The organism is Nonomuraea candida, assembly GCF_000725485.1.
GTDB classification, from domain to species: Bacteria; Actinomycetota; Actinomycetes; order Streptosporangiales; family Streptosporangiaceae; genus Nonomuraea; species Nonomuraea candida.
On record NZ_JOAG01000024.1, the window covers coordinates 64183 to 89954 of the forward strand.

At 73.5% G+C, this 25772-nt stretch carries 25 protein-coding genes; 12 read left to right on the forward strand and 13 right to left on the reverse strand.

The annotated features are described in order from the left end of the window. Window positions 1-6 precede the first annotated feature (6 nt). Window positions 7-1782: a gamma-glutamyltransferase family protein gene (locus IO39_RS23410; RefSeq protein WP_439331480.1), complete on the forward strand. Its 1776-nt coding sequence runs from the start codon at window positions 7-9 to the stop codon at window positions 1780-1782. A 95-nt stretch (window positions 1783-1877) separates the two neighbouring features. Here IO39_RS23410 and IO39_RS23415 read toward each other — a convergent pair whose 3' ends face one another. Together IO39_RS23415 and IO39_RS56100 are read right to left on the reverse strand one after the other, a co-directional pair. Beyond that, entirely contained in the window at window positions 1878-3332 is a 1455-nt protein-coding gene (locus tag IO39_RS23415; protein ID WP_043627109.1) for a flavin-containing monooxygenase, read from the reverse strand. 137 nt (window positions 3333-3469) lie between these two features. Further along, window positions 3470-3646, reverse strand: coding sequence for a hypothetical protein (locus IO39_RS56100; protein ID WP_169789102.1), 177 nt, complete (start codon window positions 3644-3646; stop codon window positions 3470-3472). A 106-nt stretch (window positions 3647-3752) separates the two neighbouring features. Here IO39_RS56100 and IO39_RS23420 point away from each other — a divergent pair, with 106 nt between their 5' ends. Then, window positions 3753-4538, forward strand: a complete 786-nt coding sequence (locus IO39_RS23420; RefSeq protein ID WP_043627111.1) for an SURF1 family protein — start codon at window positions 3753-3755, stop codon at window positions 4536-4538. 2 nt (window positions 4539-4540) lie between these two features. Beyond that, on the forward strand, window positions 4541-4852 hold the full coding sequence (locus tag IO39_RS23425) for a DUF3817 domain-containing protein (protein WP_043627113.1): 312 nt from the start codon (window positions 4541-4543) through the stop codon (window positions 4850-4852). Window positions 4853-4889: 37 nt separating this feature from the next. Here the strand turns inward: IO39_RS23425 and IO39_RS23430 are convergent, their stop codons facing one another. The 3 genes from IO39_RS23430 to IO39_RS23440 form a co-directional block, all read right to left on the reverse strand. Beyond that, window positions 4890-5081, reverse strand: coding sequence for a tail-anchor membrane protein (locus tag IO39_RS23430; RefSeq protein WP_043627116.1), 192 nt, complete (start codon window positions 5079-5081; stop codon window positions 4890-4892). Between the two features lie 122 nt (window positions 5082-5203). Next, complete coding sequence (locus tag IO39_RS50895; RefSeq protein WP_157548794.1) at window positions 5204-6274, reverse strand: protein kinase domain-containing protein; 1071 nt, start codon at window positions 6272-6274, stop codon at window positions 5204-5206. Between the two features lie 51 nt (window positions 6275-6325). Further along, entirely contained in the window at window positions 6326-7180 is an 855-nt protein-coding gene (locus IO39_RS23440) for an arylamine N-acetyltransferase family protein (protein WP_043627118.1), read from the reverse strand. 72 nt (window positions 7181-7252) lie between these two features. Here IO39_RS23440 and IO39_RS23445 point away from each other — a divergent pair, with 72 nt between their 5' ends. The 6 genes from IO39_RS23445 to IO39_RS23470 all read left to right on the forward strand — a co-directional run bounded on the left by IO39_RS23445 (window position 7253) and on the right by IO39_RS23470 (window position 15456). Next, window positions 7253-7936 carry a response regulator transcription factor gene (locus tag IO39_RS23445; protein ID WP_281200124.1) on the forward strand — a complete coding sequence of 228 codons (684 nt, stop codon included), beginning with the start codon at window positions 7253-7255 and terminating at the stop codon, window positions 7934-7936. A gap of 76 nt (window positions 7937-8012) precedes the next feature. Continuing rightward, a complete protein-coding gene (locus IO39_RS23450; RefSeq protein ID WP_043627121.1) occupies window positions 8013-11210 on the forward strand; it encodes a DUF4153 domain-containing protein in 3198 nt (1065 codons plus the stop codon). Between the two features lie 8 nt (window positions 11211-11218). Further along, window positions 11219-12751: an N-acyl-D-amino-acid deacylase family protein gene (locus IO39_RS23455; protein ID WP_043627123.1), complete on the forward strand. Its 1533-nt coding sequence runs from the start codon at window positions 11219-11221 to the stop codon at window positions 12749-12751. A 32-nt stretch (window positions 12752-12783) separates the two neighbouring features. Beyond that, on the forward strand, window positions 12784-13860 hold the full coding sequence (locus tag IO39_RS23460; RefSeq protein ID WP_245642162.1) for an alanine racemase: 1077 nt from the start codon (window positions 12784-12786) through the stop codon (window positions 13858-13860). 9 nt (window positions 13861-13869) lie between these two features. After that, window positions 13870-14250: a RidA family protein gene (locus IO39_RS23465; protein WP_043627126.1), complete on the forward strand. Its 381-nt coding sequence runs from the start codon at window positions 13870-13872 to the stop codon at window positions 14248-14250. Window positions 14251-14259: 9 nt separating this feature from the next. After that, on the forward strand, window positions 14260-15456 hold the full coding sequence (locus IO39_RS23470; RefSeq protein WP_043627130.1) for a hypothetical protein: 1197 nt from the start codon (window positions 14260-14262) through the stop codon (window positions 15454-15456). Here IO39_RS23470 and IO39_RS23475 read toward each other — a convergent pair. The 3 genes from IO39_RS23475 to IO39_RS23485 all read right to left on the reverse strand — a co-directional run bounded on the left by IO39_RS23475 (window position 15453) and on the right by IO39_RS23485 (window position 17025). Next, on the reverse strand, window positions 15453-15683 hold the full coding sequence (locus IO39_RS23475) for a hypothetical protein (protein ID WP_342671438.1): 231 nt from the start codon (window positions 15681-15683) through the stop codon (window positions 15453-15455). The two genes, IO39_RS23470 and IO39_RS23475, sit on opposite strands and share 4 nt — an antisense overlap. Before the next feature lie 134 nt (window positions 15684-15817). Further along, complete coding sequence (locus tag IO39_RS23480; protein WP_043627132.1) at window positions 15818-16405, reverse strand: TetR/AcrR family transcriptional regulator; 588 nt, start codon at window positions 16403-16405, stop codon at window positions 15818-15820. Between the two features lie 5 nt (window positions 16406-16410). Beyond that, a complete protein-coding gene (locus IO39_RS23485; RefSeq protein WP_052423278.1) occupies window positions 16411-17025 on the reverse strand; it encodes a LysE family translocator in 615 nt (204 codons plus the stop codon). A 102-nt stretch (window positions 17026-17127) separates the two neighbouring features. Between IO39_RS23485 and IO39_RS59005 the strand changes: the two genes are divergently transcribed. Next, on the forward strand, window positions 17128-19923 hold the full coding sequence (locus IO39_RS59005) for a helix-turn-helix transcriptional regulator (protein ID WP_281200125.1): 2796 nt from the start codon (window positions 17128-17130) through the stop codon (window positions 19921-19923). A 166-nt stretch (window positions 19924-20089) separates the two neighbouring features. Here IO39_RS59005 and IO39_RS23495 read toward each other — a convergent pair whose 3' ends face one another. The 5 genes from IO39_RS23495 to IO39_RS23515 all read right to left on the reverse strand — a co-directional run bounded on the left by IO39_RS23495 (window position 20090) and on the right by IO39_RS23515 (window position 24902). Next, window positions 20090-21058: an ABC transporter substrate-binding protein gene (locus IO39_RS23495; RefSeq protein ID WP_043627236.1), complete on the reverse strand. Its 969-nt coding sequence runs from the start codon at window positions 21056-21058 to the stop codon at window positions 20090-20092. Between the two features lie 71 nt (window positions 21059-21129). Next, window positions 21130-21918, reverse strand: coding sequence for an ABC transporter permease (locus IO39_RS23500; protein ID WP_245642164.1), 789 nt, complete (start codon window positions 21916-21918; stop codon window positions 21130-21132). Then, entirely contained in the window at window positions 21915-22709 is a 795-nt protein-coding gene (locus IO39_RS23505) for an ABC transporter permease (RefSeq protein WP_245642166.1), read from the reverse strand. Before IO39_RS23505 ends, IO39_RS23500 begins: the two co-directional genes overlap by 4 nt. A gap of 299 nt (window positions 22710-23008) precedes the next feature. Beyond that, window positions 23009-24244: a 3-oxo-tetronate kinase gene (gene otnK / locus IO39_RS23510; protein ID WP_043627135.1), complete on the reverse strand. Its 1236-nt coding sequence runs from the start codon at window positions 24242-24244 to the stop codon at window positions 23009-23011. A gap of 106 nt (window positions 24245-24350) precedes the next feature. Next, the gene (locus tag IO39_RS23515; protein WP_169789103.1) at window positions 24351-24902 is read right to left on the reverse strand and encodes a hypothetical protein; all 552 of its coding nucleotides are present in this window, start codon (window positions 24900-24902) and stop codon (window positions 24351-24353) included. Window position 24903: 1 nt separating this feature from the next. On the opposite strand from IO39_RS23515, the gene IO39_RS23520 reads away from it, so the two are divergent. Both IO39_RS23520 and IO39_RS23525 read left to right on the forward strand, forming a co-directional pair. Next, window positions 24904-25197 carry a hypothetical protein gene (locus IO39_RS23520; protein ID WP_169789104.1) on the forward strand — a complete coding sequence of 98 codons (294 nt, stop codon included), beginning with the start codon at window positions 24904-24906 and terminating at the stop codon, window positions 25195-25197. 179 nt (window positions 25198-25376) lie between these two features. Next, entirely contained in the window at window positions 25377-25634 is a 258-nt protein-coding gene (locus tag IO39_RS23525; protein ID WP_157548800.1) for a hypothetical protein, read from the forward strand. The last annotated feature ends 138 nt before the right edge of the window (window positions 25635-25772 follow it).

The window sequence follows — 25772 nt, forward strand, 5'->3', positions numbered from 1 at the left end:
CTTTGTGTGAGGAGGCCCTACCACGACGGGCGTAGCTGGGCCATCGTGGAGACCATGCGCCGTGCGATCATTCCCGCAGCAGCAGTCCTCGTCTCGCTCGTGCCCGCGCCCGCCGCGCAGGCACGGCCACCGCAGAAGGTCCCCGTCGCCGAAGGGTACGGCGGCGCCGTCGCCACCGTCGACCTCGACGCCAGCAAGGCCGCCATCGCCGTGCTCAGGAGGGGCGGCAACGCCATGGACGCCGCCGTCGCGGCCGGGGCGGTGCTGGGCGTCACCGAGCCCTACTCCGCGGGCCTGGCGGGCGGCGGCTTCATGGTCTACTACGACGCCGGGAAGCGGAAGGTCTTCACGATCGACGGCCGCGAGACCGCGCCCCGCGCCATGACGGCCACCTCGCTGGAGGGCGTGCCGTTCGAGGAGGGCGTCACCAGCGGCCTGTCGGCGGGCGTGCCCGGCACGGTCGCGAACTGGGACCTGGCCCTGCGCAGGTTCGGCACGATGTCGCTCAGGCAGGCGCTCCAGCCGGCGATCGAGGTGGCCGAGAAGGGCTTCGTGGTCGATCAGACCTTCCACGACCAGACCGCCGCGAACGCCGCCCGCTTCGCCGACATCGCCAGCACGGCCAAGCTCTACCTGCCCGGCGGCGCCCCGCCGCCCGTCGGCTCGGTCTTCAGGAACCCCGAGCTCGCCGCCACCTACCGCGAGCTGGGCCGGCGCGGCCCCGCCTGGCTGTACGGCGGGCAGCTCGGCAGGGAGATCGTGGCCACGGTCAAGAAGCCGCCGCTCACCCCGGGCAGCACCCGCAACGTGCGGCCGGGCCTGATGGAGCTGTCCGACCTGCGCGCCTACCGCGCCCTGCTGCGCGAGCCCACCAAGGTCTCCTACCGGGGCCTCGACGTGTACGGCATGGCCCCGCCCTCCTCCGGCGGCTCGACCGTCGGCGAGGCGCTCAACATCCTGGAGGCGCTGCCGGAGGTCGGCCTGCACGAGTACCTGGAGGCGTCCCGGCTGGCCTTCGCCGACCGCGGCAAGTACGTCGGCGACATCCCCGGAGTGCCGCTGCGGGAGCTGCTGTCCGACGGCTTCGCCAAGGAGCGGGCCTGCCAAATCGGCGACCGCGCCATGGCGCACCCGGCCGCGCCCGGCGACCCCGACGGCTCGTACGGGCCGTGCGCCCGGCCTGCCGGCCAGGCCGCCCCGGTCGCGCAGGAGGGCCCCGAGACCACGCACCTGGTCGCGGCCGACCGGTGGGGCAACGTGGTCGCCTACAACCTGACCATCGAGTCCACCGGCGGCAACGGCATCGTCGTGCCGGGCCGTGGCGTGCTGCTCAACAACGAGCTGACCGACTTCACCTTCGGCCCCGCGCCCGGCGACCCGAACCTGCCGGGGCCCGGCAAGCGGCCGCGCTCGTCGATGGCGCCGACGCTGGTGTTCGACGACGGCAGGCCGGTGCTGGCGGCCGGCTCGCCCGGCGGCTCCACGATCATCACGACCGTGCTGCAGATCCTGGTCAACCGCTACGAGTTCGGCATGAGCCTGCCCGAGGCGGTGGCCGCGCCGCGCGCCACCCAGCGCAACACCGCGCAGACGCAGGCCGAGCCGGCGTTCCTGGCCGCGCACCAGGCCGAGCTGGAGGCCCGGGGGCACAGCTTCGCGCCCAACCCGGAGATCGGCGCGGCCACGGCGCTGGAGTTCGTGGGCAGGGGCCGGATCCAGGCGGTGGCCGAGCCGGCCCGCCGGGGCGGCGGCAGCGCGCTGGTGGTCTCGCCCAGGAGATGAGCCCGCCCGGGACGATCGGGCCCGGGACGGACAGAGCCCGGGACGAGCAGGGGCGGGGACGAGGGCCCGGGGACGAGGGCCCGGGGCGGGCGCGCTCAGTAGATGAGCTCGTACGCGCCGGGCCGCACCCTCCGGGTGCGCGCCCAGTACTCGAAGCTGAAGCCCGGCCAGATCGTCCGGTTCACGCCGTGCTCGTCCAGGTACCACGACCGGCAGCCGCCCGCGTTCCAGACCAGGGGGTCGAGCCGGGCGCGCAGCCGGTCGTTGTGCGCGCGCTGCGCCTCCGGCCGCACGTCCAGGGCCCTGGCCTGGGTGCGGGAGAGCAGGCGAAGACATTCGATGACGTAGCGGACCTGCGACTCGATCATGAAGACGACCGAGTTGTGCCCGAGCCCGGTGTTGGGGCCGAGCAGGAAGAACAGGTTCGGGAAGCCGGCGGTGGCGATGCCGTGGTAGGCCTCGATGCCGTCGCGCCAGGCGTCCTGGAGCTTCAGGCCGTTCCTGCCGATGATGCGCTGCTCGGCCAGCGCGTCGGTGACCTTGAAGCCGGTGCCGTAGACGATGACGTCGGCCGGGTGCTCGGTCCCGGTGGCGTCCACCAGCGAGCGCTCGCGGATCTCGGTGACCCCGTCGGTGACCAGGGAGACGTTCTCCCTGGTCAGGGCCGGATAGTAGTCGCTGGAGACGATGACGCGCTTGCAGCCGATGAGATAGTCGGGGGTCAGGGCGCGGCGCAGCCCGGGGTCGGGGACCTGCGCGCGCAGGTGCCGCAGCGCGAGGCGCTCGTGGGGCTTCATGAGCCGGGGGTCCACGGCGAAGCCCGCGGCGCGGCTCTCCAGGGCCCAGTAGATGCCGGCGCGCAGGGCCCGGGCCGCGCCGGGCAGGCGCAGGAGGCGGCGGGCGGCGGGGGAGAAGGCGAAGTCGGGCTTGGGGTGGATCCAGGGGGCCGTGCGCTGGAAGACGGTCAGGTGGCGGGCGGCCGGGGCGATCTTCGGGACGAACTGGATGGCGGAGGCGCCGGTGCCGATGACCGCGACGCGCTTGCCGGTCAGGTCGGCCGAGTGGTCCCACGCGGCGGAGTGGAAGGCGGGACCGGCGAACGACTCCCGCCCCGCAATTTCCGGAAATTTCGGGATGTGGAGGGCGCCGATGGCCGAGACGACCGCGTTCGGGCGCAGGACGCCGCCGGCCTCGGTGGTGACGGTCCAGGCGCGGGCGGCGTCGTCGTACTCCAGGGAGGCGACCTGCGCGCCGTACCGGATGTGGGGCGTCAGGCCGTACGCGGCGACGCAGGAGCGCAGGTAGTCGCGGATCTCCTCCTGCGGCGCGAACATGCGCGACCAGCCGGGATTCAGCGCGAACGAGTACGAGTACATGTGCGAGGGCACGTCGCACGCGCAGCCGGGATAGGTGTTGTCGCGCCACGTGCCGCCCGGCTCGGCGGCCTTCTCCAGGATGACGAAGTCGTGGTAGCCGGCCTGTTTGAGCTTGATGCCCATGCAGATCCCGGCGAATCCGGCCCCGACGATCACGATCCCTGGCTCACCCACTGGTCCTCCCGGGAGCGTCGCTTATTGGACGATTGGTCCAATATAGTCAGCGTCTCCCGTCCGGTCCAGAACGAATGTCTCCGGGAACGACGAAGACCCGCCACGGCCCCCGCGGCGGGTGGAAGCTGCCGGTATGCCTACTGGAGCAGCAGGAAGGCGGCGACGCCGACGATCACGAGCGCGACGACCACCGCGATGACGGGAACGAGGGGCGACTTCTTGGGCGGGGCCGTGTTCTCCTGCTCCCGCGCGTTGGCGAACGCGCGGAAAGCCTGGGTGTTGCCCGCCGGGTCGATGTGCTGCTGGTCAGACATGGGGAGCAGCCTAGCGTGATCCCCTGTTCCGTTTGCGTCTTTTGGTGGGATCTGTAGGTGTGGGCTGGTTGGGGAACCACCCCACCGGGCGGATAGTTTTAAAGGCATGCTCAGGACCCTGTTCTCGCCCCGGCTGCTGGGGCTGCACCTGCTCACGATCGGGGTCCTCGTGGCGTTCATCCTGCTCGGGCGCTGGCAGCTCGGCGTCTTCCAGGATTCGGGAAAGCCGCACGCCGCCACCGACCCCGCGCCCGTCGCCGTCGGCACGCTCGCCCAGGTGGCCGCCCAGATGAGCGGCGAGGCGGTGGGCCGCCGGGTCACCGCGGAGGGCGTCTACGAAGCCGGCCGCCAGCTCCTGGTCGCCGACCGGCGCGCCGACGTCGACGCCCCCGGCGGCAACGTCTCGCGCGGCCACGGCTACTGGGTGCTCACGCCGCTCAAGCTCGACGACGGCACGCTCGTGCCGGTCGTGCGCGGCTGGTCGGCCAAGGCCGACGACCCCGCCGTGGCGGCCGTGCCGGAGGGCCGGGTCACGGTGACCGGGCGGCTGCGCCCGCAGCAGGGCACCGACAGTGTGCAGCGGCGCGCCGAGGCGCTGCCCGCCGGCCAGGTGCAGACGGTCTCCACGGGCGAGCTGGTCAACCTGTGGAGCGGGCAGCAGGTGCGCACCGGCTTCGTCGTGGCCGAGCCGCCCTCGGGCGCGTTGACGCAGGTCAAGGTGGATCCGCCGGTGGTCGGCGGCACCCTCACGTGGCGTAACCTGGCATACGCCGCCAACTGGTGGATCTTCGCTGGATTCGCCGTCTTCATGTGGTTCCACTTCGTACGCGACGCCGTGCGGAGCGACCGGGACCGCGGCAAGTCGTCCCCTGAGATGGTTCTGGAAGGTTAACGGTGGAATCGGCTCTCAAACCCTTCCGGGTGCTCGCGTACGTGGTCGGCGTCATGCTGCTCGTGCTCTGCGTCGGCATGGTGCTGCGTTACGGCTTCGACCAGGCCGCCCTGTCGAAGATCATCGCCCCGATCCACGGCGGGCTCTACATGATCTATCTGATCGCGGTGATGAACCTGGGCATGAAGGCGCGCTGGTCATGGCCGTACATGCTGGGCATCATGCTCGGCGGCACGGTGCCGTTCCTGTCGTTCTACGTGGAGCGGAAGGTGACCCAGCGCGTGCTGAACGCGCCGGCCGCGGCGGAGGCCTGACCCGGCCCGAGGTCCCCGGGCCCCCGCCGCCGGGGGCTCAGCTGCCGATCCCGCGCCTGCGCGCCCTCTTGAGCCGCTCGCGCTGCGACGGGTCGAGCATCAGGTAGCCGACCACCGGGGCGGCGACCACGCCGAGGACGACCAGCAGGGTGAGCCACCCGGGAAGAAAGATCCACGAGAGCAGTACGGCGGCGCCTGCGCCGATGGCGTACTTCTGTATGGGCGACATCCTCAATCCTCCGAACGCGGAGCGCGCGCCCCGCCTCTTCCACATTCTGCGTCTCCTGCCCAACGAGTGGACCCACCCCTGTGGTTCCACAACGCGATGTATCGCAATCGTTGTGCGCGGGGTCAAGCCCGCCCCTCGGCCACGGCCAGCAGGTCACGGCGCAGCTCGTCCGGTGTGGGACGTTCCGAAGGGTCGCCGGACAGCAGCGCGAACAGGATCGGGGCCAGCGCCCCCGCCCGGGCCAGCGGCGCCCCCGGCGCGGGCGGCACGCCCTCGACGGCCGTGAACAGCGTGGCCCCCAGCGACCACAGGTCGGCGGCCCGCGTCGCCGCGCCCTCCGGCGCGGTGTAGGCGGGCAGCGTGCCCGCCCGGGTCAGCGGCGTCAGCCGGGCCCGCCCCGAGTCGTCGATGAGCACGTTGCCCGGCTGCACGCCGCCGTGGAATCCGCCCGAGGCCGTCAGCCGGTCGAGCACGGCCAGCCCGATCACGGCCACCTCGGCCGGCGGCAGCGGCCCCGACGCCGCGACCACCGCGTCCAGCGGCCGGTCCACCGCCAGCCGGTCGAGCGTCTCGCGCACGACGTCGAGCGGCGGCGGCCCCGCCGGATGCAGCATCGCCCTGATCAGCGACCGGAACGGGTCGGGCCCCTCGGCCGGGACCTGGCCCGGCGGGCGGCCCTCGACCGCGAAGTGCAGCGTGGCCGCCAGCGACCACAGGTCGGCCGACGGCAACATGCTGAGACTGGGGGAGCCGAACCCGGTGAGCACCGCCCGCCCGGTCGGCGTCAGCAGCACGTTGCCGGGATCGACCCGCCCGTGCACGATGCCCGCCTCGTGCGCCGCGCTCAGCGCCGACAGCACGCACACCCCGGCCCTGGCCGCCTGCGCGATCGGCAGCGGGCGGCGCGAGCGCACGGTCCGCTCCAGCGACGCCCCCGAGACGAACTCCATGACCAGCCAGGGCGCGCCGTCCTCGATCAGCACGTCGAGCACCCGCGCCACGAACGGGTGGCGCAGCCCGGCGGCCCTGCGCCCCTCGAACAGGGCGGCGTCGCGCAGCTCGGGCGGCACGCGCAGCCGCCTGACCGCGACGTCGCGGTGCTCGGTCTCGTCGAAGGCCAGGCGGACGGAGCCGGTGGCGCCCAGGGGGTTGAGCAACCGGTAACGACCGTTCAGCTTCCTGGTCTCACCCATGTCCACGTGCACGATATAGCCAGGAACGCGACGTGACCATCGGCACGTCCCTCAGGAGGCGTCGCCGGCCAGCCAGGCTTCGTGCGACTCGTGCACCTTGCGCCAGAGCCGGTCCTTCTCCGCGCCGCTCACGTCGTCCAGCGGCAGCAGGAACACGTCCGCCAGGGCCGCGTAGTAGTCGCGCGCGGTGCCCAGCGTCACCGTGTGCGCGCCGTTCCCGAGCCGCGTCAGGTGCAGCCCGCGCAGGCTGTCCACCCCGTACGCGTCGCGCCGGTGCACCGCGGCCGTCCGCACGAACCCGGACTCCGGGGACGTGGTCAGCTGGTGGTGCATCTCCGTGAAGGCCGACATCTCCACCGGGTCCGGGCCGAAGTCCATGCCCTCGAACGAGCCGGTGCGGTCGTGGTCGAGCCGCCAGCCGCCGGGCGCGACCTCCGACGGGCGCAGCACGTACGCGAAGGGGCCCTGCCGGTAGACGCCCGCCACCAGCGGCAGCGGCTCGTGCAGGGCGTCGCCGAGCCCCACGTCCACCAGCCACTCGCCGCCCGGGTTGGCCTCGGAGGGCAGGCCGCGCACGGTCAGCACCAGGTGGTTGCCGCTCACGCCGGGCTCGCCGCCGCGCTTCTGCACGCCGCCCACGTGCCGGGTCACCCGGTAGCCGAGCGCGATGAGGAGCTGCGAGAAGGCGCCGTTGAGGTGGTAGCAGTAGCCGCCGCGGCCCCGGATGACCCGCTCGGCCGACTCCAGCGGATCGACGGTCGTCGGCCGGCCGAGCCAGATCTCCAGCGCCTCGTACGCGACCCTCTCCACGTGCGCGACGTGCAGCGCGCGCAGGGCGCCGGAGCCGGCGGGGGCGTCGAGCAGGCTGGCCAGGCCGAGGCGGCGGAGGTATCCGGCAGTGTTCACGCGCCAAGTCTGCACCGTATGTGCACGAATTTAGGAGTGTCGTCTGCACAGGCCGCTTCTAGGCTTTCGTACGTGGCAGAGCAGCGACGCATCCTCGTGGTCGAGGACGACGTGACGATCGCGCTGGCCGTACGGAACAGGCTGGCGGCCGAGGGGTTCGACGTCAGGGTGGCGGGCGACGGGCAGGACGCCCTCGTCCAGTACGGCAGCGCGGAACCCGACCTGGTGATCCTCGACCGGCTGTTGCCCGGCATGGACGGGCTGGAGGTGTGCCGCAGGATGCAGGCGGCCCGGCCGGTGCCCGTCCTCATGCTGACCGCGCTCGGCGAGGAGACCGACGTGCTCGTCGGGCTGGGCGTCGGTGCCGACGACTACCTGGCCAAGCCGTTCAGCATGCGCGAGCTGGTGGCCAGGATCCACGCGCTGCTGCGGCGGGTGGAGCGGGCGGCCCAGCTCGCGGCCGAGGACACGGTGATCAGGGTGGGCGAGGTCGAGATCGACACCGCGGCCCGGCGCGTGTTCGTGCGCGGCGCGGAGGCGCAGCTCACCAGGACCGAGTTCGACCTGCTGCGCCGCCTGGCCGAGCGGCCCGGGCAGGTCTTCGAGCGCGACCGGCTGCTGTCGGACGTCTGGGGCTTCTCCGAGGCCGCAGCCACCAGGACCGTGGACAGTCACGTCCGCGCGCTGCGCCGCAAGCTGGGCTCCGACGTCGTGCGCACCGTGCACGGCGTCGGCTACGCCCTGGTACGACGATGAGCACGCTGCGGCGGACGATCGGCGCGGCGATGACCGGCGCGGCCGTGAACGGTGCGGAGACCGGCGCGGTGCGGCGATGAACCCTCTCGACTTTCTCGGCCGGATCAAGGTCAAGCTCGGCATCGTGATCGTGCTCGCCGTGGGCACCGCGTTCGTGGTGAACGAGGTCGGCATCAACTCCGGCTTCTCCCGCGAGGTGCGCATCGCGGTCGCGGTGGTGCTGGCGCTGATCATGGTGCAGGTGCTGGCCATGGGCATGACCAAGCCGCTGCGCCAGATGGCCCGCGCCGCCCAGACCATCGCCAAGGGCAGCTACACCCTGCGCGTCAGCGCCACCTCGCGGGACGAGGTGGGCGAGCTGGCCCGGGCGTTCAACGCGATGGCCGCCGACCTCGGCGAGGTGGACCGCCAGCGGCGCGAGCTGGTCGCGAACGTCAGCCACGAGCTGCGCACCCCCATCACCGGTTTGCGCGCGGTCCTGGAGAACGTCGTGGACGGCGTCTCCGCGCCCGACCCGGTCACCATGCGCACCGCGCTGGCCCAGACCGAACGTCTCGGCCGTCTCGTCGCCCAGCTCCTGGACCTGTCGCGGCTCGACTCGGGCACCCGCCTGATCGAGCCGGAGGCCGTCGAGCTGGCGCCGCTCGTCGAGCAGGCGGTGCGGGAGGCGGCGCTGGCGCGCGAGGACGTGACGATCCGGCCGTCGGTCCCCGCCGACCTGGCGGTGCGGGCCGACCCCGACCTGCTGGCGCAGGTCCTGGCGAACCTGCTCGACAACGCCGTACGCCACAGCCCGCCCGGCGGGGTGGTGACCGTGCACAGCGCTCCCGAGGGGGCCGGGGTCCGGCTCGCGGTCGCCGACCAGGGGCCCGGCATCCCCGCCTCGGCCAGGGGTCGCGTGTTCGAGCGCTTCTCCCGGCTGGACGCGGGGCGGGCCGCCGACGCCGGGGGAGCCGGGCTGGGGCTGGCCATCGTCAAGGAGATCGTCGAGCTGCACGGGGGATCCATTCACATCGACGACTGCGCCGGATGCCGGATGGTCGTCGAGCTACCTGGGAGGACGAGGATGGCTGACGGGCCCTTGCCGGCCGGGCACGGCACGGGGGACGAGGAGCGGCCGGCGCACGACGCCACGGCGGAGGAGCCGCCGGCGCGCGAGGAGCCGGCGCGACGCGCTCCGGAGGACCCCGCAGCGCGAGTCGCTCCGGAGGACACCGCGCCCACCCCGGCACCGGTGACGGCCACGGCCGACGCCACCGCGGCCCCGGCACCTACCGCCCCGGCGCCGAGCGATTCCCCGGCCGCCTCCACGACCGCCGCGGCTGCCGGATCCGCCTCCGCGTCCACGGCCGGCTCCGGGGCCGGAGTCGCCGTGGCCGGAGGCGCCGGCGAAGCCCTGGCGGACCTCGCGGCCGTCGCGACCACCCAGTCCGCGACCGCCGCCGCACCCGGCGTCGCGGCGGGGCCCGGGGCCGGGGGGACGCAGGTCCGGGGGCATCGGCCGGGGGCTCCGTTGCCGGTGGGGAGCCTGGCGAGGATGATCGGTGGTGGGGTCACCGGGATGCTCGTCGGGTTCCTGGTGGGCATGTTCGCCGCCGTGCTCGCCAGCGTGACCGTGGGCGACGGGCTGGCCCTCGTGACGTTGATCGGGTGTGTCGCCCTCATGGGCAGCCTCGGCGCCGCCATGGGAGCCGGGGCGGGACGGCGGGCTGCGGCCGCGGCCTACCAGGGGGCGGCCTACCAGGGGGCGGGCTACCAGGGGGCGGCGCCGTACCGGGGGCAGGGGGGAGCGCCGCCGGCCTACGTGCCGCCGCCGCTCTTCCCCAGGCCCGAGCTGCCCGAGGCGCCCCGCTGGCTGCTGCCGGCGGCCGCGGGGGCCGGGGTGTTCGCGGCGGTCGCGCTGCCCGACGCGCAGATCGGGCTGGGCATCGTGCTGGTCGCGATGGTGCTGGGCGCGGCGGCGCTGCCGGCGGTGGCGCGGCGGGTGACGCCGTGGACGGTGGCGTTCGGGGTGACCGCGTACTGGCTGGTCTCCATGGCCGCGGTGCGCGACGCCGACTGGCTGGTCGGGATCCTGCTCGTGGCGGGGGCCGGGCTGGGCGCGCTGGCCGTCTCGGGGGCGGGGACGGGCTGGCTGGGCGTGATCAGGGGCGGCATGTCCGTGCTGCTCGCGCTCGGGCCGGTGCCGTGGTTCCTGGCGCAGCCGATCAAGCGGCTGACGGCGCGGCGGCGGGTGCTGCCGACGCTGGCCGCGCTGGGTATCACGGCGGTGCTGCTGCTGGTGTTCGGGCTGCTGTTCGCCTCGGCCGACGCGGTGTTCGCCGCGTACGTGGAGCGGCTGACCACCGCGCCGGACTGGGCCGAGTCGATCCCGCTGCGGATCTTCCTGTTCGCGCTGTTCGCGGTCCTGCCGGCGGCGGCGGTGCTGGTCGCGCTGCGGCCCGTCGTGGACCCGGTGGGGCCGGACACCAGGTTCCGGGTGAGCAGGAGCGTCTGGCTGGTGCCGCTCACGGCGGTGAACCTGCTGTTCGCGGCGTTCGTGGCGGTGCAGATCACCGTGCTGTTCGGCGGGGACAGGCTGGTGCTGCGGACGGCGGGGCTGACCTACGCCGAGTACGCCAGGCAGGGCTTCTTCCAGCTCGTGGTGGTCAGCGTGTTCGTGCTGGGCGTCGTGGCGGTGGCGGCGGGCCTGCTGAGGGTGGAGCGGCGCGAGCGCTGGGCGCTGGCCGTGCTGCTCGGCCTGCTGTGCGGGCTGACCATGGTGGTGCTGGTCTCCGCCCTGCACCGGATCAACCTCTACACCGACGCCTACGGCCTGTCCCGGCTGCGGCTGTCGGTGCAGGCCGCGGTGTGGTGGCTGGGCGCGCTGTTCGCGCTGGTGCTGCTGGCGGGCGCGGCGCGGCTGACGGGCCGCGGCTCCGGCTGGCTGCCCCGCACGGTCGTGCTGGTGACCGCTCTGGGGCTGGGGGCGTTCGCGCTGGTCAACCCCGACCTGCGGGTGGCCGAGACGCAGGTGCAGGTGCGCGGCGTGACGAACATGGACTCCGACTACCTCGGCGACCTCGGCGCGGAGGCGGTGCCGGCGCTCGACCGGCTGCCGGAGCCGCAGCGCAGCTGCGTGCTGACGGCCGTGGTGCGGGCCAACGGGCTGGACCGGCCCGACCCGTGGAACGGCTGGAACCTGGCCCGCTGGCAGGCCCGCGAACTGCTGGCCGAACATCCCGTGCGTGAGGTGGCGCGATGTGACCTCGCGGCAGGGCACCGCTCTGATTGAATCCAGGGGTGAGCTTCGACGTTCTGATCACCGGCGGAGAGGTGCTCGATGGCACGGGCGCCCCTCCCTACCGGGCCGATGTGGCGATCGTGGATGACAAGATCGCAGTGCTCGGCGGACTCCCCGGGGCCTGGGCCCCCACCGTGATCGACGCGACCGGGCGGCTCGTCACGCCCGGCTTCGTGGACTGCCATGCCCACGGCGACGCGGCCGTGTTCGACCCGGCGGTGCAGCTGGCGGCGCTGCGGCAGGGCGTCACGACGTTCGTGCTGGGACAGGACGGCCTCTCCTTCGCGCCGGGCTCCGCCGCGACGGTGGCCTACGCCTCCCGCTACTTCGCCGCCGTCAACGGCGCCCTCACCGCCGAGGGCCCGCTGACCGTGGCGGAGCTGCTCGCCGGCTACGACCGGGCCGTGGCCCTGAACACGGCATACCTGCTGCCCCACGGCACCATCCGCTACGACGTCATGGGGCCCTCGCCCGAGCGGGCCGGGCGCGACGACCTGGCCGCGATGCTGCGCCACGTCGAGCGGGGGCTGTCGGAGGGCGCGGTGGGGCTGTCGAGCGGGCTGGAATACCTGCCGGGCCGCTACGCCGACGCCGAGGAGCTGGCCGCCCTGTGCGCGCCGCTCGGCGAGCTCCCGTACGTCACCCACATGCGCGCCTACGGCGAGCGGGCCGGCGAGGGCATGGCCGAGGTCCTGGAGATCGCGCGGCGCTCGGGCGCGCGCGTGCACGTCTCGCATCTGCACGGGCCGGCCGGCGTGCTGCTGCCGCTGGTCGAGGGGGCGCTCGGCGAGGGCGTCGACCTGACCTTCGACACCTACCCCTACCAGCGCGGCAACACGATCCTGGCGATGGTCGCGCTGCCGCCGTCCGTGCCGGGCGCCGAGCCGGAGACGGCGATGAAGATGATCGCCTCCGACGAGCTGGACGACTGGTGGCCGACGCTGGGCGAGGTCTGGCCCCGGCTGACCATCTCCCACGCGCCCGGCCTGGAATGGGCCGAGGGGCTGAGCCTGGAGGCAGCCGCCGAGCGGGCGGGGTCCGCGCCGGCCGCGTTCTGCCGGCGGCTGCTGGTCGAGACGCGGCTGGAGGCGGGGGTGGTCATCGCGCGGCCCGACGAGGGACCGCAGGGCGACGACTCCGTACGCCAGATGCTGCGCCACCCCGCCCACACCGGCGGCTCCGACGGCATCTACGTGGGCGGCCACCCGCACCCGCGCGGTTTCGGGGCCTTCGCCCGATACCTCGGCCGGCACGTCAGGGAGCTGGGCGACTGGACGTGGGCGAACGCCTCGCTGCACCTGGCCGCGCGGCCGGCCCGGCGGTTCGGGCTGGGCGACCGGGGGCTGATCCGCCGCGGCTACGCCGCCGACGTGGTGGTGCTCGACCCCGGCAAGGTGGGCGACCGGGCGACGTACGCGGCTCCGCGCACGCTCGCCGAGGGGGTCGGCGACGTGCTGGTCGCCGGCGTGCCGGTGCTGGCGGGCGGAGAGCTGACCGGGGCCACACCGGGGCGCGCGCTGCGGGCCTCCTGAGCGATAAGGTCAGACCGGACGAAGGGGGTGTTGTGCCGGCGATTCTCGGCCAATCGGTCTTCGACGGCGGGCTCGAATTCCCCGCCATGGTGGTGCACCGGGACGCGCTGGAGCACAACATCGCCACGATGGCGGGGTTCGTGCGCGATCACGGCATGGAGCTGGCGCCCCACGCCAAGACGCACATGTCGCCCGAGATCGCCGCGATGCAGCTCGCGGCGGGCGCCTGGGGCCTCACCGTGGCCACGACCCGGCAGGCCGCCGTGGTCAGGGGCTTCGGGGCCGGCCGGATCATGGTGGCCAACCAGGTCGTCGATCCGGCGGGGCTCACCTGGGCCGCCCACGAGCTGGAGCGGGACCCGGAGTTCGAGTTCCTGAGCTTCGCCGACTCCAGGGCCGGGATCGACATCCTCGCCGCGCACGCCGGGGCCCGGCCGTTCCGGGTCCTGGTGGAGCTGGGGCACGAGGGCGGGCGGGCCGGGTGCCGGTCCCTCGACGAGCTGCTGGAGGTGGCCTCCTACGCGCAGGCCACGCCCGGCGTGGAGCTGGCCGGGGTCGCCGGTTACGAGGGCGGCCTGCGTACGGCCGAAGAGGTCCGGAAATATCTGGACGCGCTGCAGGAGGCCGTCGAATACGTCCGGGTCAGGAACCCCATTCTGACCGTGGGCGGCAGCCAGTGGTTCGACGTGATCGGCCGCGAACTGGTCGCCGCGCAGGCCCGCATCCTGCTGCGCAGCGGCGCCTATGTCACCCATGACGACGGCTACTACCGCGAGCGCACGCCGTTCAACCGCATCGAGGGCGAGCTGCGCCCGGCGCTGGAGGTGTGGGCGCACGTGTTGTCGGTGCCCGAGCCGGAGCTGGCGATCGTGGGCATGGGCAAGCGCGACGCCCCTTACGACGAGGGGCTGCCGATCCCGCGCCGCGGCGGCGTCACGGTCGTGAAGATGCAGGACCAGCACACCGTGGTGCGCGCGGCCGGGCTCAAGCCCGGCGACCTGCTGGCCTTCGGCATCTCCCACCCGTGCACGGCGTTCGACAAATGGCGCGTTCTCCCGCTGGTGGACCGGGACTACCGTGTCGTTGGCACCATACGTACCAACTTCTAGGGAGATCTCGTGAAAAAGGAGCTCAGGACCACGGAGGGCGCCGCCCCCGTCGGCGCCTACTCTCAGGGTCTCGTGGTGGGCGACTTCGTCTTCACCTCCGGGATGGGCCCGCTCGACCCCCACACCGGCGAGGTCGTCGGCGACGACGTGGCCGCCCAGACCCACCAGGTCATGCGCAACCTCGGCGCCATCCTGGCCGCGCACGGGCTCGGCTTCGACGACGTCGTCAAGGCCACGGTCCACCTCCAGGACGTCAAGCGCGACTTCGCCGCGTACAACGAGGTGTACAAGTCGTACTTCAACCAGCCCTACCCGGTGCGCACGACGGTGGGCTCCGAGCTGATGGACATCCTGGTGGAGATCGACTTCGTCGCTCACAAGAGCGCTTAGGGTCGTGCCGTGGACAGTTCGGTGTACGTCTTCGCCGAGGACCTGCGCGGCGAGGGCGTCGAGCGGGTGCTCGACAGGATCAGCGCGTACGGCGTGTCCGGCGTCACCGTCGGCGCCGTGCACCACGCCTCCCGCGACATCACCCCGCACGGGCTGTCCAGGCTGACCCTGCGCCACGACGGAGCGCACTTCACGCCGCCGCCGGAGCTGTTCGACGGGCTCCGGCTGGCGCCCGTGCCCGGCTACACCGACGTGTTCGACGGGCTGCGCGAGGCCTGCGCGAAACGGTCCATGAAGCTCCACGGCTGGACGGTCTTCCTGCGCAACGCCACGCTCGGCACCCGCCATCCCGACGTGACCGTGCGCGACTGCTTCGGCGACCGCGGCTCGCTCACCGACCTGTGCCCCGCCCATCCCGACGTGCGCGAATACGCCGTCGCGCTGGCCCGGGCGGTGGCCAGGCTCGGGGTCGACAGCGTGGTGGCCGAGTCGCTGCACTTCAGGCCGATCGAGCCGCAGCGCTCGTACGTGCCGCTCGGGCCGATGGACGCCTACCTGTTCGGGCTCTGCTTCTGCGACTACTGCCTGCGGCGGGCCACCGACCTGGGCGTCAACGCCGAGGTGGCGCGCGACGAGTGCGCCCGGGTCGTGGGCGGCGTCTTCGACGGCGACCCGCCGGCCCAGGGCGAGGTGACCAGGGCGGCGCTGACGGCGTACGCGGGGCCCGACGTGGTCGCCTACGCCCGCGCCCGCTCCGAGACCGTCACCACGCTGGTGTCCGAGGTGGCCTTCGCGGTCGCCGACGAGGGTTCCAAGCTGGTCTTCGTGGACGCGACCGGCGCTGTCAAGGGCCACGCCGACGGGCTGCCCGCGCCCGGCCTGGCCGCCCACGACGCGTGGCAGTTCGGCGTCGACCTGGTGGCGCTGGGCGACCTCGTGCCGGCGTTCGGCGTGCCCGCCTACGCCCGCGACGCGGCGCGGGTGGCCGACGACGTGGGCGCCTACCTGCGGTCGGTGGGCAAGGACCGCGAGGTGCGGGCCGTGCTGCGGCCCGGCCACCCCGACAGCGACTCCACCGACCGGCTGGTGGCCAAGGCCCGCGCGGCCAAGGCGGCCGGGGCGATGGCGGTCGACTTCTACGCGTACGGGCTGGCGCCGCACCCGGTGCTCGACCGCATCCCGGCCGCCCTGGCGGAGGCCCTCTAGCCCAGGTTCTTGCGCTGGACCTGCCAGGGGCCCGAGCAGCGCCCGCAGGCCGGCCCGACGAACACGGCCCTGGCCGTGGCGTCGCCCTTGAGCTGCCACTTCAGCCAGGCCGCGCCCACCCGGCCGAACTCGCCGCCGTTGGGCTGGGCGTAGGTGCCGAAGTGTCCCACGTCCAGGTTGCCCATGAACGCGGGCAGCCCGGCCGGCAGGCGGTTCCAGTCGTCCATGGCGTTGTCGTAGGCGATGTCGCTCGGCCCGCCGATGAAGTAGCCGATCGGCGCGTGCAGGCGGGCGAGCGGCGTCGAGCAGCATCTCGGCGGAGGTAGGGGCCATCAATGGCGTGCGGGAATGACGGGTGATATCACCGATGCCGACCGTCATGGAAAGGGTCACGGGTCGGCACGCCGCCGGCCACCCCGTCCAGGACGGTCGCGACCGCCTGCGCGGCGAAGCCGTCGTGCACCGGCAGGCCGCGGAAGACCGCCCGCGTCCACACCGCGCCGGCCAGCAGGTCGACGATCAGCATCGGGTCCGCCGACTCCGCCAGCTCGCCCCGGCGCACCGCGCGCTCGAAGATCTCCCGCTCCCTGGCGAACCTGTCGGCGAAGAAGCGCCGCGCGTCCAGCTCCGGATGGCGCACGGCGGCGCCCAGCGCGGCCACCGCGACGTCGCTGCCCGGCGGCTCGGTCAGCAGCCGCCGCACGCCCTCCACCAGGGCCACGAGGTCGCCCCGCAGGCTCCCCGTGTCGGGCGCCTCGAAGGCCAGCACGTCGGACTCGACCAGCGCCGCCGCCAGCAGCGCCGCCTTCGACGGCCACCACCGGTAGATCGTGGTCTTGTTGACGCCCGACCGCTCGGCCACCCCCTCGACGGTCAGCCCGTCGTAGCCCCGCTCGGCGACCAGCCGCAACGTCGCATCGAAGATCTCCTGCTGCTTCCTCGGCGCCATAGGGGTCATTCTCGCCCGGCGAACGCCGTGGCCACGCCCAGGCCCAGGTAGACGACGCCGCTGATGTGCCGCAGGGTCCTGGCGCCGCGTTCGAGGCGGCGGGCCAGGGCGCCGGCGGTGAAGGCGTACACGATGTCCGAGATCAGGCCCAGGAGCAGCAGCGTGAGGCCGAACACCGTCACCTGGAGGGCGGGCGGGCCCGCCTCCGGGGTCACGAAGTGCGGCAGGAACGCCAGGAAGAACAGCGCCACCTTGGGGTTGAGCACGTTGACCAGCACGCCTTCGAGGAACACCTTGCGCAGCGGCTGCGGCTCCGGCCTGTCCGTGCCCGCGTCCTTGCCGGTGAACGCGCGGATGCCGAGGTAGACGAGGTAGGCCACGCCGGCCCACTTGATGATCGCGAACAGCGTGGCCGACCGCGCGATCACGTACGACAGGCCCGCCGCGGCGGCCGCGATGTGCACGAGCGTGCCCAGCTCCACGCCCAACGCGCTGGCCAGGCCCGCCGCCCGGCCCTGGGCGAGCCCCCGGGCGGCGATGTAGAGATGGTTCGGCCCCGGGATGAGCACCAGGGCGAGCGAGGCCGTCACGAACAGCGCGAAAGTCGTTGGGGGAATCACAAAGCAGCAGCGTAAGATGGTTTTGGTATGTCGAAGAAGGCCAATTCAGAGCTGATTTCCCGGACCAATGCTTTGTCGGAGGGGCGTGGCATAGTTTCAGGCGTGAACGGTCTTCTCGTCGGGCGCTCCACAGAGCTGGCCGGGCTGGTCCAGGTCCTCACCTCCGCCGCCGAGGGCCTGGCCGGGGTGGCGCTCGTCGGCGGCGACGCGGGGATCGGCAAGACCAGGCTGGTCACCGAGCTGGCCGCCGAGGCCCGCGAGCGCGGCTTCAACGTGCTGGTCGGCCAGTGCGCCGAGCTCGGCGACGCGCTGCCCTACCTGCCGCTGGCCGACGCGCTGCGCGGCGCCGAGCCGGCCGTGCGCGAGGCCGCCGCCGCCCACCCCATGCTGGGCCAGCTCCTGCCGGGCACCGAGAGCGCGCCGTCGGCCGGGCTCACCCAGCAGCGGCTGTTCGGCTCGCTGCTCGGGCTGCTCGCCGACGTGCAGCCGGTGCTGTTCGTGATCGAGGACCTGCACTGGGCCGACCGCTCCACCCGTGACCTGCTGGTCTTCCTCAGCCGCATGGTGCAGAGCGAGCGGGTCTGCGTCGTCGGCACCTACCGCACCGACGACCTGCACCGCCGCCACCCGCTGCGCTCCGTGCTGGCCGAGCTCAAGCGCCTGCCCACGGTGATGAGCGTGGAGCTGCGGCCGCTGGGCTCCGGCGAGATGGCCGACTACGTCGCCAGCCTGGGCGACGTCGACGCCCAGGAGCTCGGTCTCATCGTCTCCCGCGCCGACGGCAACCCGTTCTACGCCGAGGAGCTCCACGCGGCCATGGCCGAGGGCGACAGCCTGCCCGACGGGCTGGCCAGCCTGCTGATGTCCCGGGTCGAGGTGCTGTCGGAGGCCGGGCAGCGGGTGCTGCGGGCCGCCGCCGTGGCCGGGCGCAGCGTGGAGGACGAGCTGCTGCGGGAGGTCGCGGGGCTGCCGCTGGCCGAGTTCGAGGAGGCGGTCAGGGAGATCGTCTCGCGCGGGCTGCTCAAGGTCCGCGGCCACGGCTACTCCTTCCGCCACGCCCTGCTGCAGGAGGCCGTCTACACCGACCTGCTGCCGGGCGAGCGCACCAGGCTCCACGCCGCCTTCGCCCGCCTGCTCACCTCTCCCGCCGAGCTGGCTCACCACCACCTGGCCGGCCACGACCTGGCGGGCGCGCTGGCGGCCTCGGCCGAGGCGGGCAGGCAGGCCGAGCGGGTGGGCGCGCCCGCCGAGGCCCACAGCCACTACGACCGCGCGCTCGGCCTGTGGGACCGCGTGGACGACGCGGCCCGGCTGGCCGGGGAGGGCCGCGTGGAGCTGGCCTTCCGCAGCGCGATCATGGCCGCCGACAGCGGCGACAAGCACCGGGCGGTGGTCCAGCTCCGCGCGCTGCCGCAGACCTCCCAGGTGAGCGAGCGGCTGGCCTACTACCTCTACGAGACCGACGACCGGGCCGGGGCGATCGCGGCGGCCGAGCGGGCCGTCGAGAGCGCGCAGGACCAGGCCGAGCTCGCCCGCGCGCTGGCCACCTACGCCCGCACGCTGCTGTGGAGCCCGCGCCACCAGGAGGTCGAGGCCCTGTGCGCCCGGGCGCTGGAGACCGCCCGCGCCGCCGGGGCGGACGACGCCGAGGTGGGCGCGATGCTCACGCTGGCCACGTTCGTCGAGCTCCGCGGCGACCTGCACCGGGCCCACGAGCTGGTCGACGCCGGCATGGCCCGGCGCACCGGCGACCTGGCGATGAACCTGCGGGCCCGCTTCCACCACGCCCGCATCCACTACGAGCAGGGCGTGCTCGACCACGCCGCCGAGGTGGCCGACGAGGGCATCCGCATCGCGCTCGAACACGGGCTCAAGTGGAGCACCTACGGCACCGACCTGCGCTTCCTGCGCTTCCTCATCCACTACGTGGCCGGCGAGTGGGACCAGGCCGAGGCCGTGGCGGCCGGCTTCGGCACGCGGGTGGGCACCGTGCCGGAGGCGACCCTGTCGTCGTTCGCGCTGTTCATCGAGGTCGCGCGGGGCCTGCCCGCGGTCGAGGGGCGGCTGAGCTGGCTGCGGCCGTTCTGGTCCGACGAGCTGGTCTCCTACATGTCCCGGGGCCTGGCGGCCGAGCACGCGATCTGGCGCGGCGACCCGGCGACCGCGCTGGAACACGTCCGCGCGATCATGGCCGATCAGGTCGACGGCGACGCCACCAACCTGCGCATCGCCGCCATCGGGCTGTGGGCGCTGGCCGAGCTGGGCACCACCGAGGGTGCCGACGAGCTGCGCGCCCACGCGCGGGTGGCCGTCGAGGGCGGCCCGATCGGGCAGGGCGGCTACCTGGGCCCCGAGGGGCGGGCGTGGGAGCTGCGGGTGGAGGCCGAGTGGCACCGCGTGCACGGGCGGTTCGACGTCGAGCTGTGCCGCCGGGTGGTCGAGGCGTTCGGCTTCGGCTTCGTGTACGAGACCGCGCGCGCCCGATGGCGGCTGGCCGAGGCGCTGCTGGCGGCGGGCGACCGGGAGGCGGCGCAGGCGGAGTGGGAGCTGGCCCGTGAGACGGCGGGCAAGCTGCGGGCCGTGCCGCTGGAGAACGCGCTGCTGGAGTTCGGGCGGCGGGCCCGGTTCGGCGCCGGGTCACGCGGCGCGGCCGCCGGCCCGGCCTCCGGCGCCGCCGGCGGTGACGGGCCGGCCGGTGAGGGCGGCTCGCTGACCGCGCGGGAGGCCGAGGTGCTGCGGCTGGTCGCCGAGGGGCTGACCAACCGGGAGATCGCGCAGCGGCTGTTCATCGCGCAGAAGACGGTGAGCGTGCACGTCTCCAACATCCTGGGCAAGCTGGAGGTGTCCACGCGCACGCACGCCGCGGCGGTGGCCCGGGAGCGGGGGCTGCTGGACTAGCCGCTCCAGAGCGGGCAGGCGCTCCGGGGCGGGCAGGCGCTCCAGAGCGGGTGAGGAGGCCGTGTGCAGAGGTCACTCGCCGGGATCACTCGCCGGGGCCGGTCGTCCGGGGCCGGCCTCAGGGCCGGCCGTCCGGAGGGCGGTCCCATGGGGCGGTCGTCCGGGGTCAGGAGGCGCCTTCGGCCACGAGGCCGGTGACGTCGAATTTCTGCTTCAGGTAGCCGAACTCCAGCATGAGGTCCGCCACCCGCTGCACCCGCGCGGGATCAACGGCCGTGGAGAAGCCGCCGAGCTTCATGCCGGCCGCCGTGTCCCGGTCGATCTTCGTGTACTTCTCCAGCGCCGGCGCGACCTCGGCCGGGGTCGACAGGGCCAGCTCGGCGCCCTTGCGCAGGGCCCGCTGGAAGGCCGCGACGACCTTCGGGTTGTCCTGGGCGAAGGTCTCCGTGGCGAGATAGCCGGCGATCGGGAAGTCGGCCGTCGTCCCGGCGAAGGGCTCGGCCAACGCGACCGCCCCGAACGTGCCCGCCGCGGCCTGGCTGAACGGCTCGGGCAGGAACGCGACGTCCACCTGCCCGCTCTGCAGCGCCCCGGCCATCTCCGGGAAGGGCCGCTCGGCGAACTTGACGTCCTCCGGCCGCAGCCCCACGGGCTTCAGCACGGCGCTGACGGTCAGCGTGGCGACGTTGTTGAGCGTGTTCACGCCGATGGTCTTGCCCTTGAGCTGCGACAGCTCGGTGATCGGGGAGTCCTCCCTGGTCATGAGGGTGAAGTTGCCGGGCTTGGCGACGTACGCGTCTCCGACGATTTTGATCTTGACGCTGCCGCTGGCGGCGGCGAGCAGCGCGGAGACGTAGTTGCTGTGCATGATGTCGAGCTTGCCCGAGACCAGGTCGGGCATGGCCGCCGCGCCGCCCGCGATGAGCTCGGTCCGGACCTTGAGCCCCTCGGCGGCGAAGTAGCCCTTGTCGATGGCGAGCTGGATGGGGGCCACCTCGGGCAGCGGCAACATCCCGATCGTTATTTCGGTCTTTTCTAATCCATTTGCCTGCCCACCCGAATCACCTCCCGAGCCGCAGGAACCGATCAGTAATGTGGTGAGGACGATCAGGGAGACGCGCCGGAAAGCCAACATGCCCACTCCAAAAGGGGAAACGCATCCGGTAAGGCGAGATTCTTGAGCTTATCCGTCGGCCGTCGGGAAGGTCATGGGCTTTTCGCGGCGTCCTGCCAGATGAGCAGGCGTCTCTCCAGCACCAGAAAGCCCTGGTTCAGCAGATATCCCAAAATGCCGAGCAGGGCGATCGCCCCCCACACGCCCGGCAGGTCGAACGCCCGCTGCGCCGCCCGCAACTGGAACCCGATGCCCTCGGTGCTGAAGAACTCCGCGATGACCATGAGGATCAGCGCGAGCGAGAGGCTCAGCCGCAGGCCGGTGACGATCTTCGGCGCGGCCGACGGCAGGATGACCCGCAGCAGCCGCCGGCCGGCCGGGAACCCGAACACCCGCGCCGTCTCCAGGTGCAACGGCTCCACGTTGCGCGCCCCGTCCGCCGCGTTGAACAGCACCGGCCACACGATGCCGAACGTGATCGTGGCGACCTGCATACGCGTGCCCGTCGAGAACAGCGCCAGGAACATGGGCAGCAGCGCGGGCGGCGGCAGCGCCCGGCCGAACTGGATGACCGGGTCGAGGAAGCGGTAGAGCAGCGGCGAGCGCCCGAGCGCCACGCCGGCGGCCACCCCCACGACCCCGGCCAGCAGCCATCCCGCCAGCAGCCGGCCCAGGCTCGGCGGGAAGTTGGCCAGGGCGACGTCGTTCAGCCAGAGCCGGGCCGCAGGGCCGGTGAACCACAACTCGCGCATCCGTACGGCGATCGCCGACGGCGGCGGGAAGAACGGGTGCCCCATCGAGCGCGTGGCCAGCTCCCACCCGGCGAGCACGACCGGTACGACCCACCACCGCGCCAGCCCCCTGACCAGCCGCCCGGTCACCGGGCCGCTCCCGGGCGCCAGTGGAAGAGGCGGCGCTCGGCCCAGACGAACGCGCCGTTGGTGGCGACGCCGAGCAGCCCCGCCCACACGGTGGCGGCCACGGTCAGCGTCAGGCCGTCGGGGCTGCTGCCGGCCAGGATGATGAAGGTGCCGATCCCGTCGGAGCCGCCCGCGAGCAGCTCCGTGCTGATGGCCAGGATGAGCGCGATCGTGGCCGACACCCGGATGCCGGTCGCGATGAACGGCGCCGTGCTCGGCAGCGAGACGCGCAGCAGCACCGCGAGCCGGCCGAAGCCGAAGGCGCGCAGGGTCTCCTCGGCCAGGGGATCGACCTCTCTGAGGCCGTACATGGTGTTGATCAGGATCGGCCAGGTGGAGGCGTACACGATGATCGCGACCTTCATGTCCAGTCGCTCGGTGAACACGAACGCGGCCAGCGGGATGAGCGCCACGGACGGGATGGGCCGCAGGAACTCGATCACCGGCCGCAGCGCCGCCTCGATCGGCGGCACGCTGCCCAGCAGCAGCCCCGCCGGCACGGCCAGCGCCACCGTCAGCGCCAGCCCCAGCGCCCATCCCGCGAAGGTGGCGGCGACGTCGAGCAGGAACTCGGGGTCGGCCGCCAGCCCCGCGGCGGTGACCAGTACGGACGAGGCGAGCGGGAACTGCGCGGGGGAGACGAGCCCGAGGCGGCCGGCCGCCTCCGCCAGGCACAGCAGGCCGGCCACGCCGAGGAGACCGCAGAACAACGCGCTGTCGAAAGGCCGCCGATGGGTGAGCCGGGGGATCAACGGGGCGTCCCGCCGGGGAGGGACGCCCCGTTGAGGTGAAATGCCATAAAGCTCTCCATATTCCTCCGAGTCGGCGAATATGGAGTCAGAGTAACGATCAATTACCGGCGTCGGCGAGACACGATTTTCCGCGTGCCGGCCGCAGGCGCTTCGTTCCTCATATCCGGGGGAGGGGCGGCCGTCATGTGTCCACCGCGATTTGCCGCGGAGGTTCTCCGCGACCGGGGGCGGCCGTCATGCGTTCGCCGTGATTTGCCGCGGTTGTTCTCCGAGTCCGGGAGACGGCGGTCGTCACGCGCTCACTGTGACGCCGTCAGCAGCAGGTCGGGGCCGCCGAAGTCGCCGGACTTCAGCAGCAGCGCGAGGCCGCCGGGGGTGAAGATCCACGGGACGCCGTGCGCGGCCTCGTTCCCGATCAGGCCGCCGGGCGCGCCGAGCGCGGTCACGACCGCGCCGGAGGTCTCGCCGCCCGCCGTGATCACGCGGGTGACGCCCCGCTCGACCAGCCCCCTGGCCACCCGGCCGATGGCCGTCTCCAGGATCGCGGCCGACCGCTCGGCGCCCAGGGCGTCCTGTACGCGGCGCAGCCTCGCCGGCTCCAGCGACGAGTAGATCAGCGGGGCGCCCGACCCGGGAGGCAGGGTGTCGTACCAGGCCAAAGCGTTCCGGGCGAGCGAGTCGGCGTCGCCGTCGGCCAGCGGGTCGAGCCGGTAGGCCGGTCTGCCCGCCTCGATCATGGTGGCGACCTGCTGGAGCGTACGGGCCGCGCAACTGCCCGCGAGGACCGCGGCCGGGCCCGACGGCTCGGGGGCCGGCGCGTCGTCGTGGCCCGTGGCCGCCGCCCGGGCCGCCGCCAGCCCGCCCGCGAGCCCGGCCGCCCCCGCCACCAGCGGCAGGCCGGCCAGCTCCCGCCCGGCCAGCATGAGGTCGTCGTCCTCCAGGGCGTCCACGAACACGTACCGGACGCCCTGCTCGCGCAGCTCGGCCAGCCGCCGCCCGACCTGCCCCGCGCGCACCTGCGGCAGCGTCACGACCCCCGCGCGGTAGGCGCTCTGACCCTCCAGCAGGCGCGGCAGGTACGAGTCGGTCATCGGGGTGAGAGGGTGGTGGCGCATGTGGGACTCGCCGAGCAGCGCGTCGCCGACGAACAGGTAGCCGTTGTACTGCGTGCGGCCGTGCTCGGGCGAGCTCGGCGTCATGGCGACGAGGGGCGCCTCCATGGCGTCCGCCAGCGCGTCGAGCACCGGGCCGATGTTGCCGTCGCGGGTGGAGTCGAAGGTGGAGCAGTACGTGAAGTAGACCTGCTCGGCCGCCCCGTGCGCGCGCAGCCAGCGCAGCGCGCGCAGGGACCTGGCCACCGCGTCCGCCCGGTGGATCGTGCGGGTCCTGAGCGCGATCACGACGGCGTCGTGCTCGGGCGGCGTGACGCCCTGGGGCGGCAGGCCGAAGTACAGAACGGTACGAAGGCCGCGGCGGCGCAGCGCCACGGCGACATCGGTCGCGCCGGTGAAGTCGTCCGCGATGGCGCCGATCATCGGCGGCCCTCGGCGCGGGCGGGTTGCGAGTCGAACATGATGCCGACGTTATCGGCCGGGTCCAGTCCGGACCCGACCCACCTCGTATGCGTTTGTGGCGGAATGGTCAGCTGGTGATCGTCTGGTCGCGCATGAGGAAGTAGCTGGTCTGGTCGGTCTGCAGGTAGGCGTGGAAGTTCTTGGCCATGGAACGGGCCGACTTGTCCGCCGTGACGATCGTGACGACCACATACTTCTTCGACGCCCCCGACAGGATCTTCCCGTAGACGTAGTTGGTCAGCGCCTTGTCCTGGCGCCACTTGACCGCGTCGGACGACAGCTTGGACAGGCGGTCGGCCGTGGTCTTGGCGGCCCGGTCGCTGGGGAAGGCCATCAGGATCTGGACCGCTTTGAGATGGCCGTTGTAGGCGGAGTAGGCGAGCTGCACGGCCCGCTGGCACTTGTTCCTGGCCAGCACGCCCTGACCGTCCACCGCCGTGCACGAGCTGTAGGTCCAGCCGCCGACCTTGTCGGCCTTGAACTTGATGGCGCCCAGGGCGAAGTTCCAGTCGTCGAACTCGGTGTGCCTGATCGGCGAGCCCGGCTGGGCCTGCTTGGAGGTCGCCTGCGCGCCGGTGGGCGTCGTGGAGGGCACGGCGGAGGGCACGGCGGAGGGCACGGTGGAGGGTACGGCGGAGGCGGGTGGGTCGGACTCGGGAGTCCGCGACTGGGGCGTGCTCTCGGGGGCCTCGGTGGACGGGCCCGAGGTGGACGGGCCCGAGGTGGACGGGCCCGAGGCGGACGGGCCCGAGGCGGTGGGGGCGGTGCTGGGCAGGGCGTGGGACGCGGGGCCCGGCGCGCTCAGGTACGCGTACGCGCCCCACGCGCCGCCGCCCAGCAGCAGCACGGCCAGGCCGGCGGCCAGACCGATGATCAGCGCGGTGTTGCTCCTGGCCGGCGGCCTGGCCCCGTGACCCGCCGGCGGGTACGGCCCGCCGGGCCCGGCTCCCCCCGGCCCGTAACCGACCTGCTGCGACCCCGGCCCGTGCGGGTGTCCGGGCCCGTGCGGCTGGCCCGGCCCATATGGCCGGCCTGGCCCGTAAGGCTGGCCCGGCCCGTGTTGCGGTCCCGGCCCGTGCTCGGGTCCCGGTCCGTGGTGCGGCGACGCGCCGTGCTGCGGGGCCGGGCCGGGGAAGCCGCCCGGGTCGTGGGGCTGGGCAGGCGCGGGCTGCTGCCCGGGGCCGTGGGGCTGGGCCGGGCCGGGCTGCTGGGGTCCCGGCTGTCCAGGGGCGGACTGCTGCCGAGGGTCCGGGCCCGGGGCCGCCCCGTAGTTCAGGAACGGGTCGTAGTCCTGGGGCTGCCCGTAGCCCTGGAAGGGGTCGTGCTCCTGGGGCCGGCGCTGGCCCTGTGAGGAGCCGTGGCTCTGTGAGGGGGCGTGGCTCTGTGAGGGGGCGTGGCTCTGTGAGGGGGCGTGGCTCTGGGAGGGGGCGGGGCCTTGGGTGGTGGGTGCGTACCCCGGCGCGGTGGGCGCCTGCCCCTGCGGGGCGGG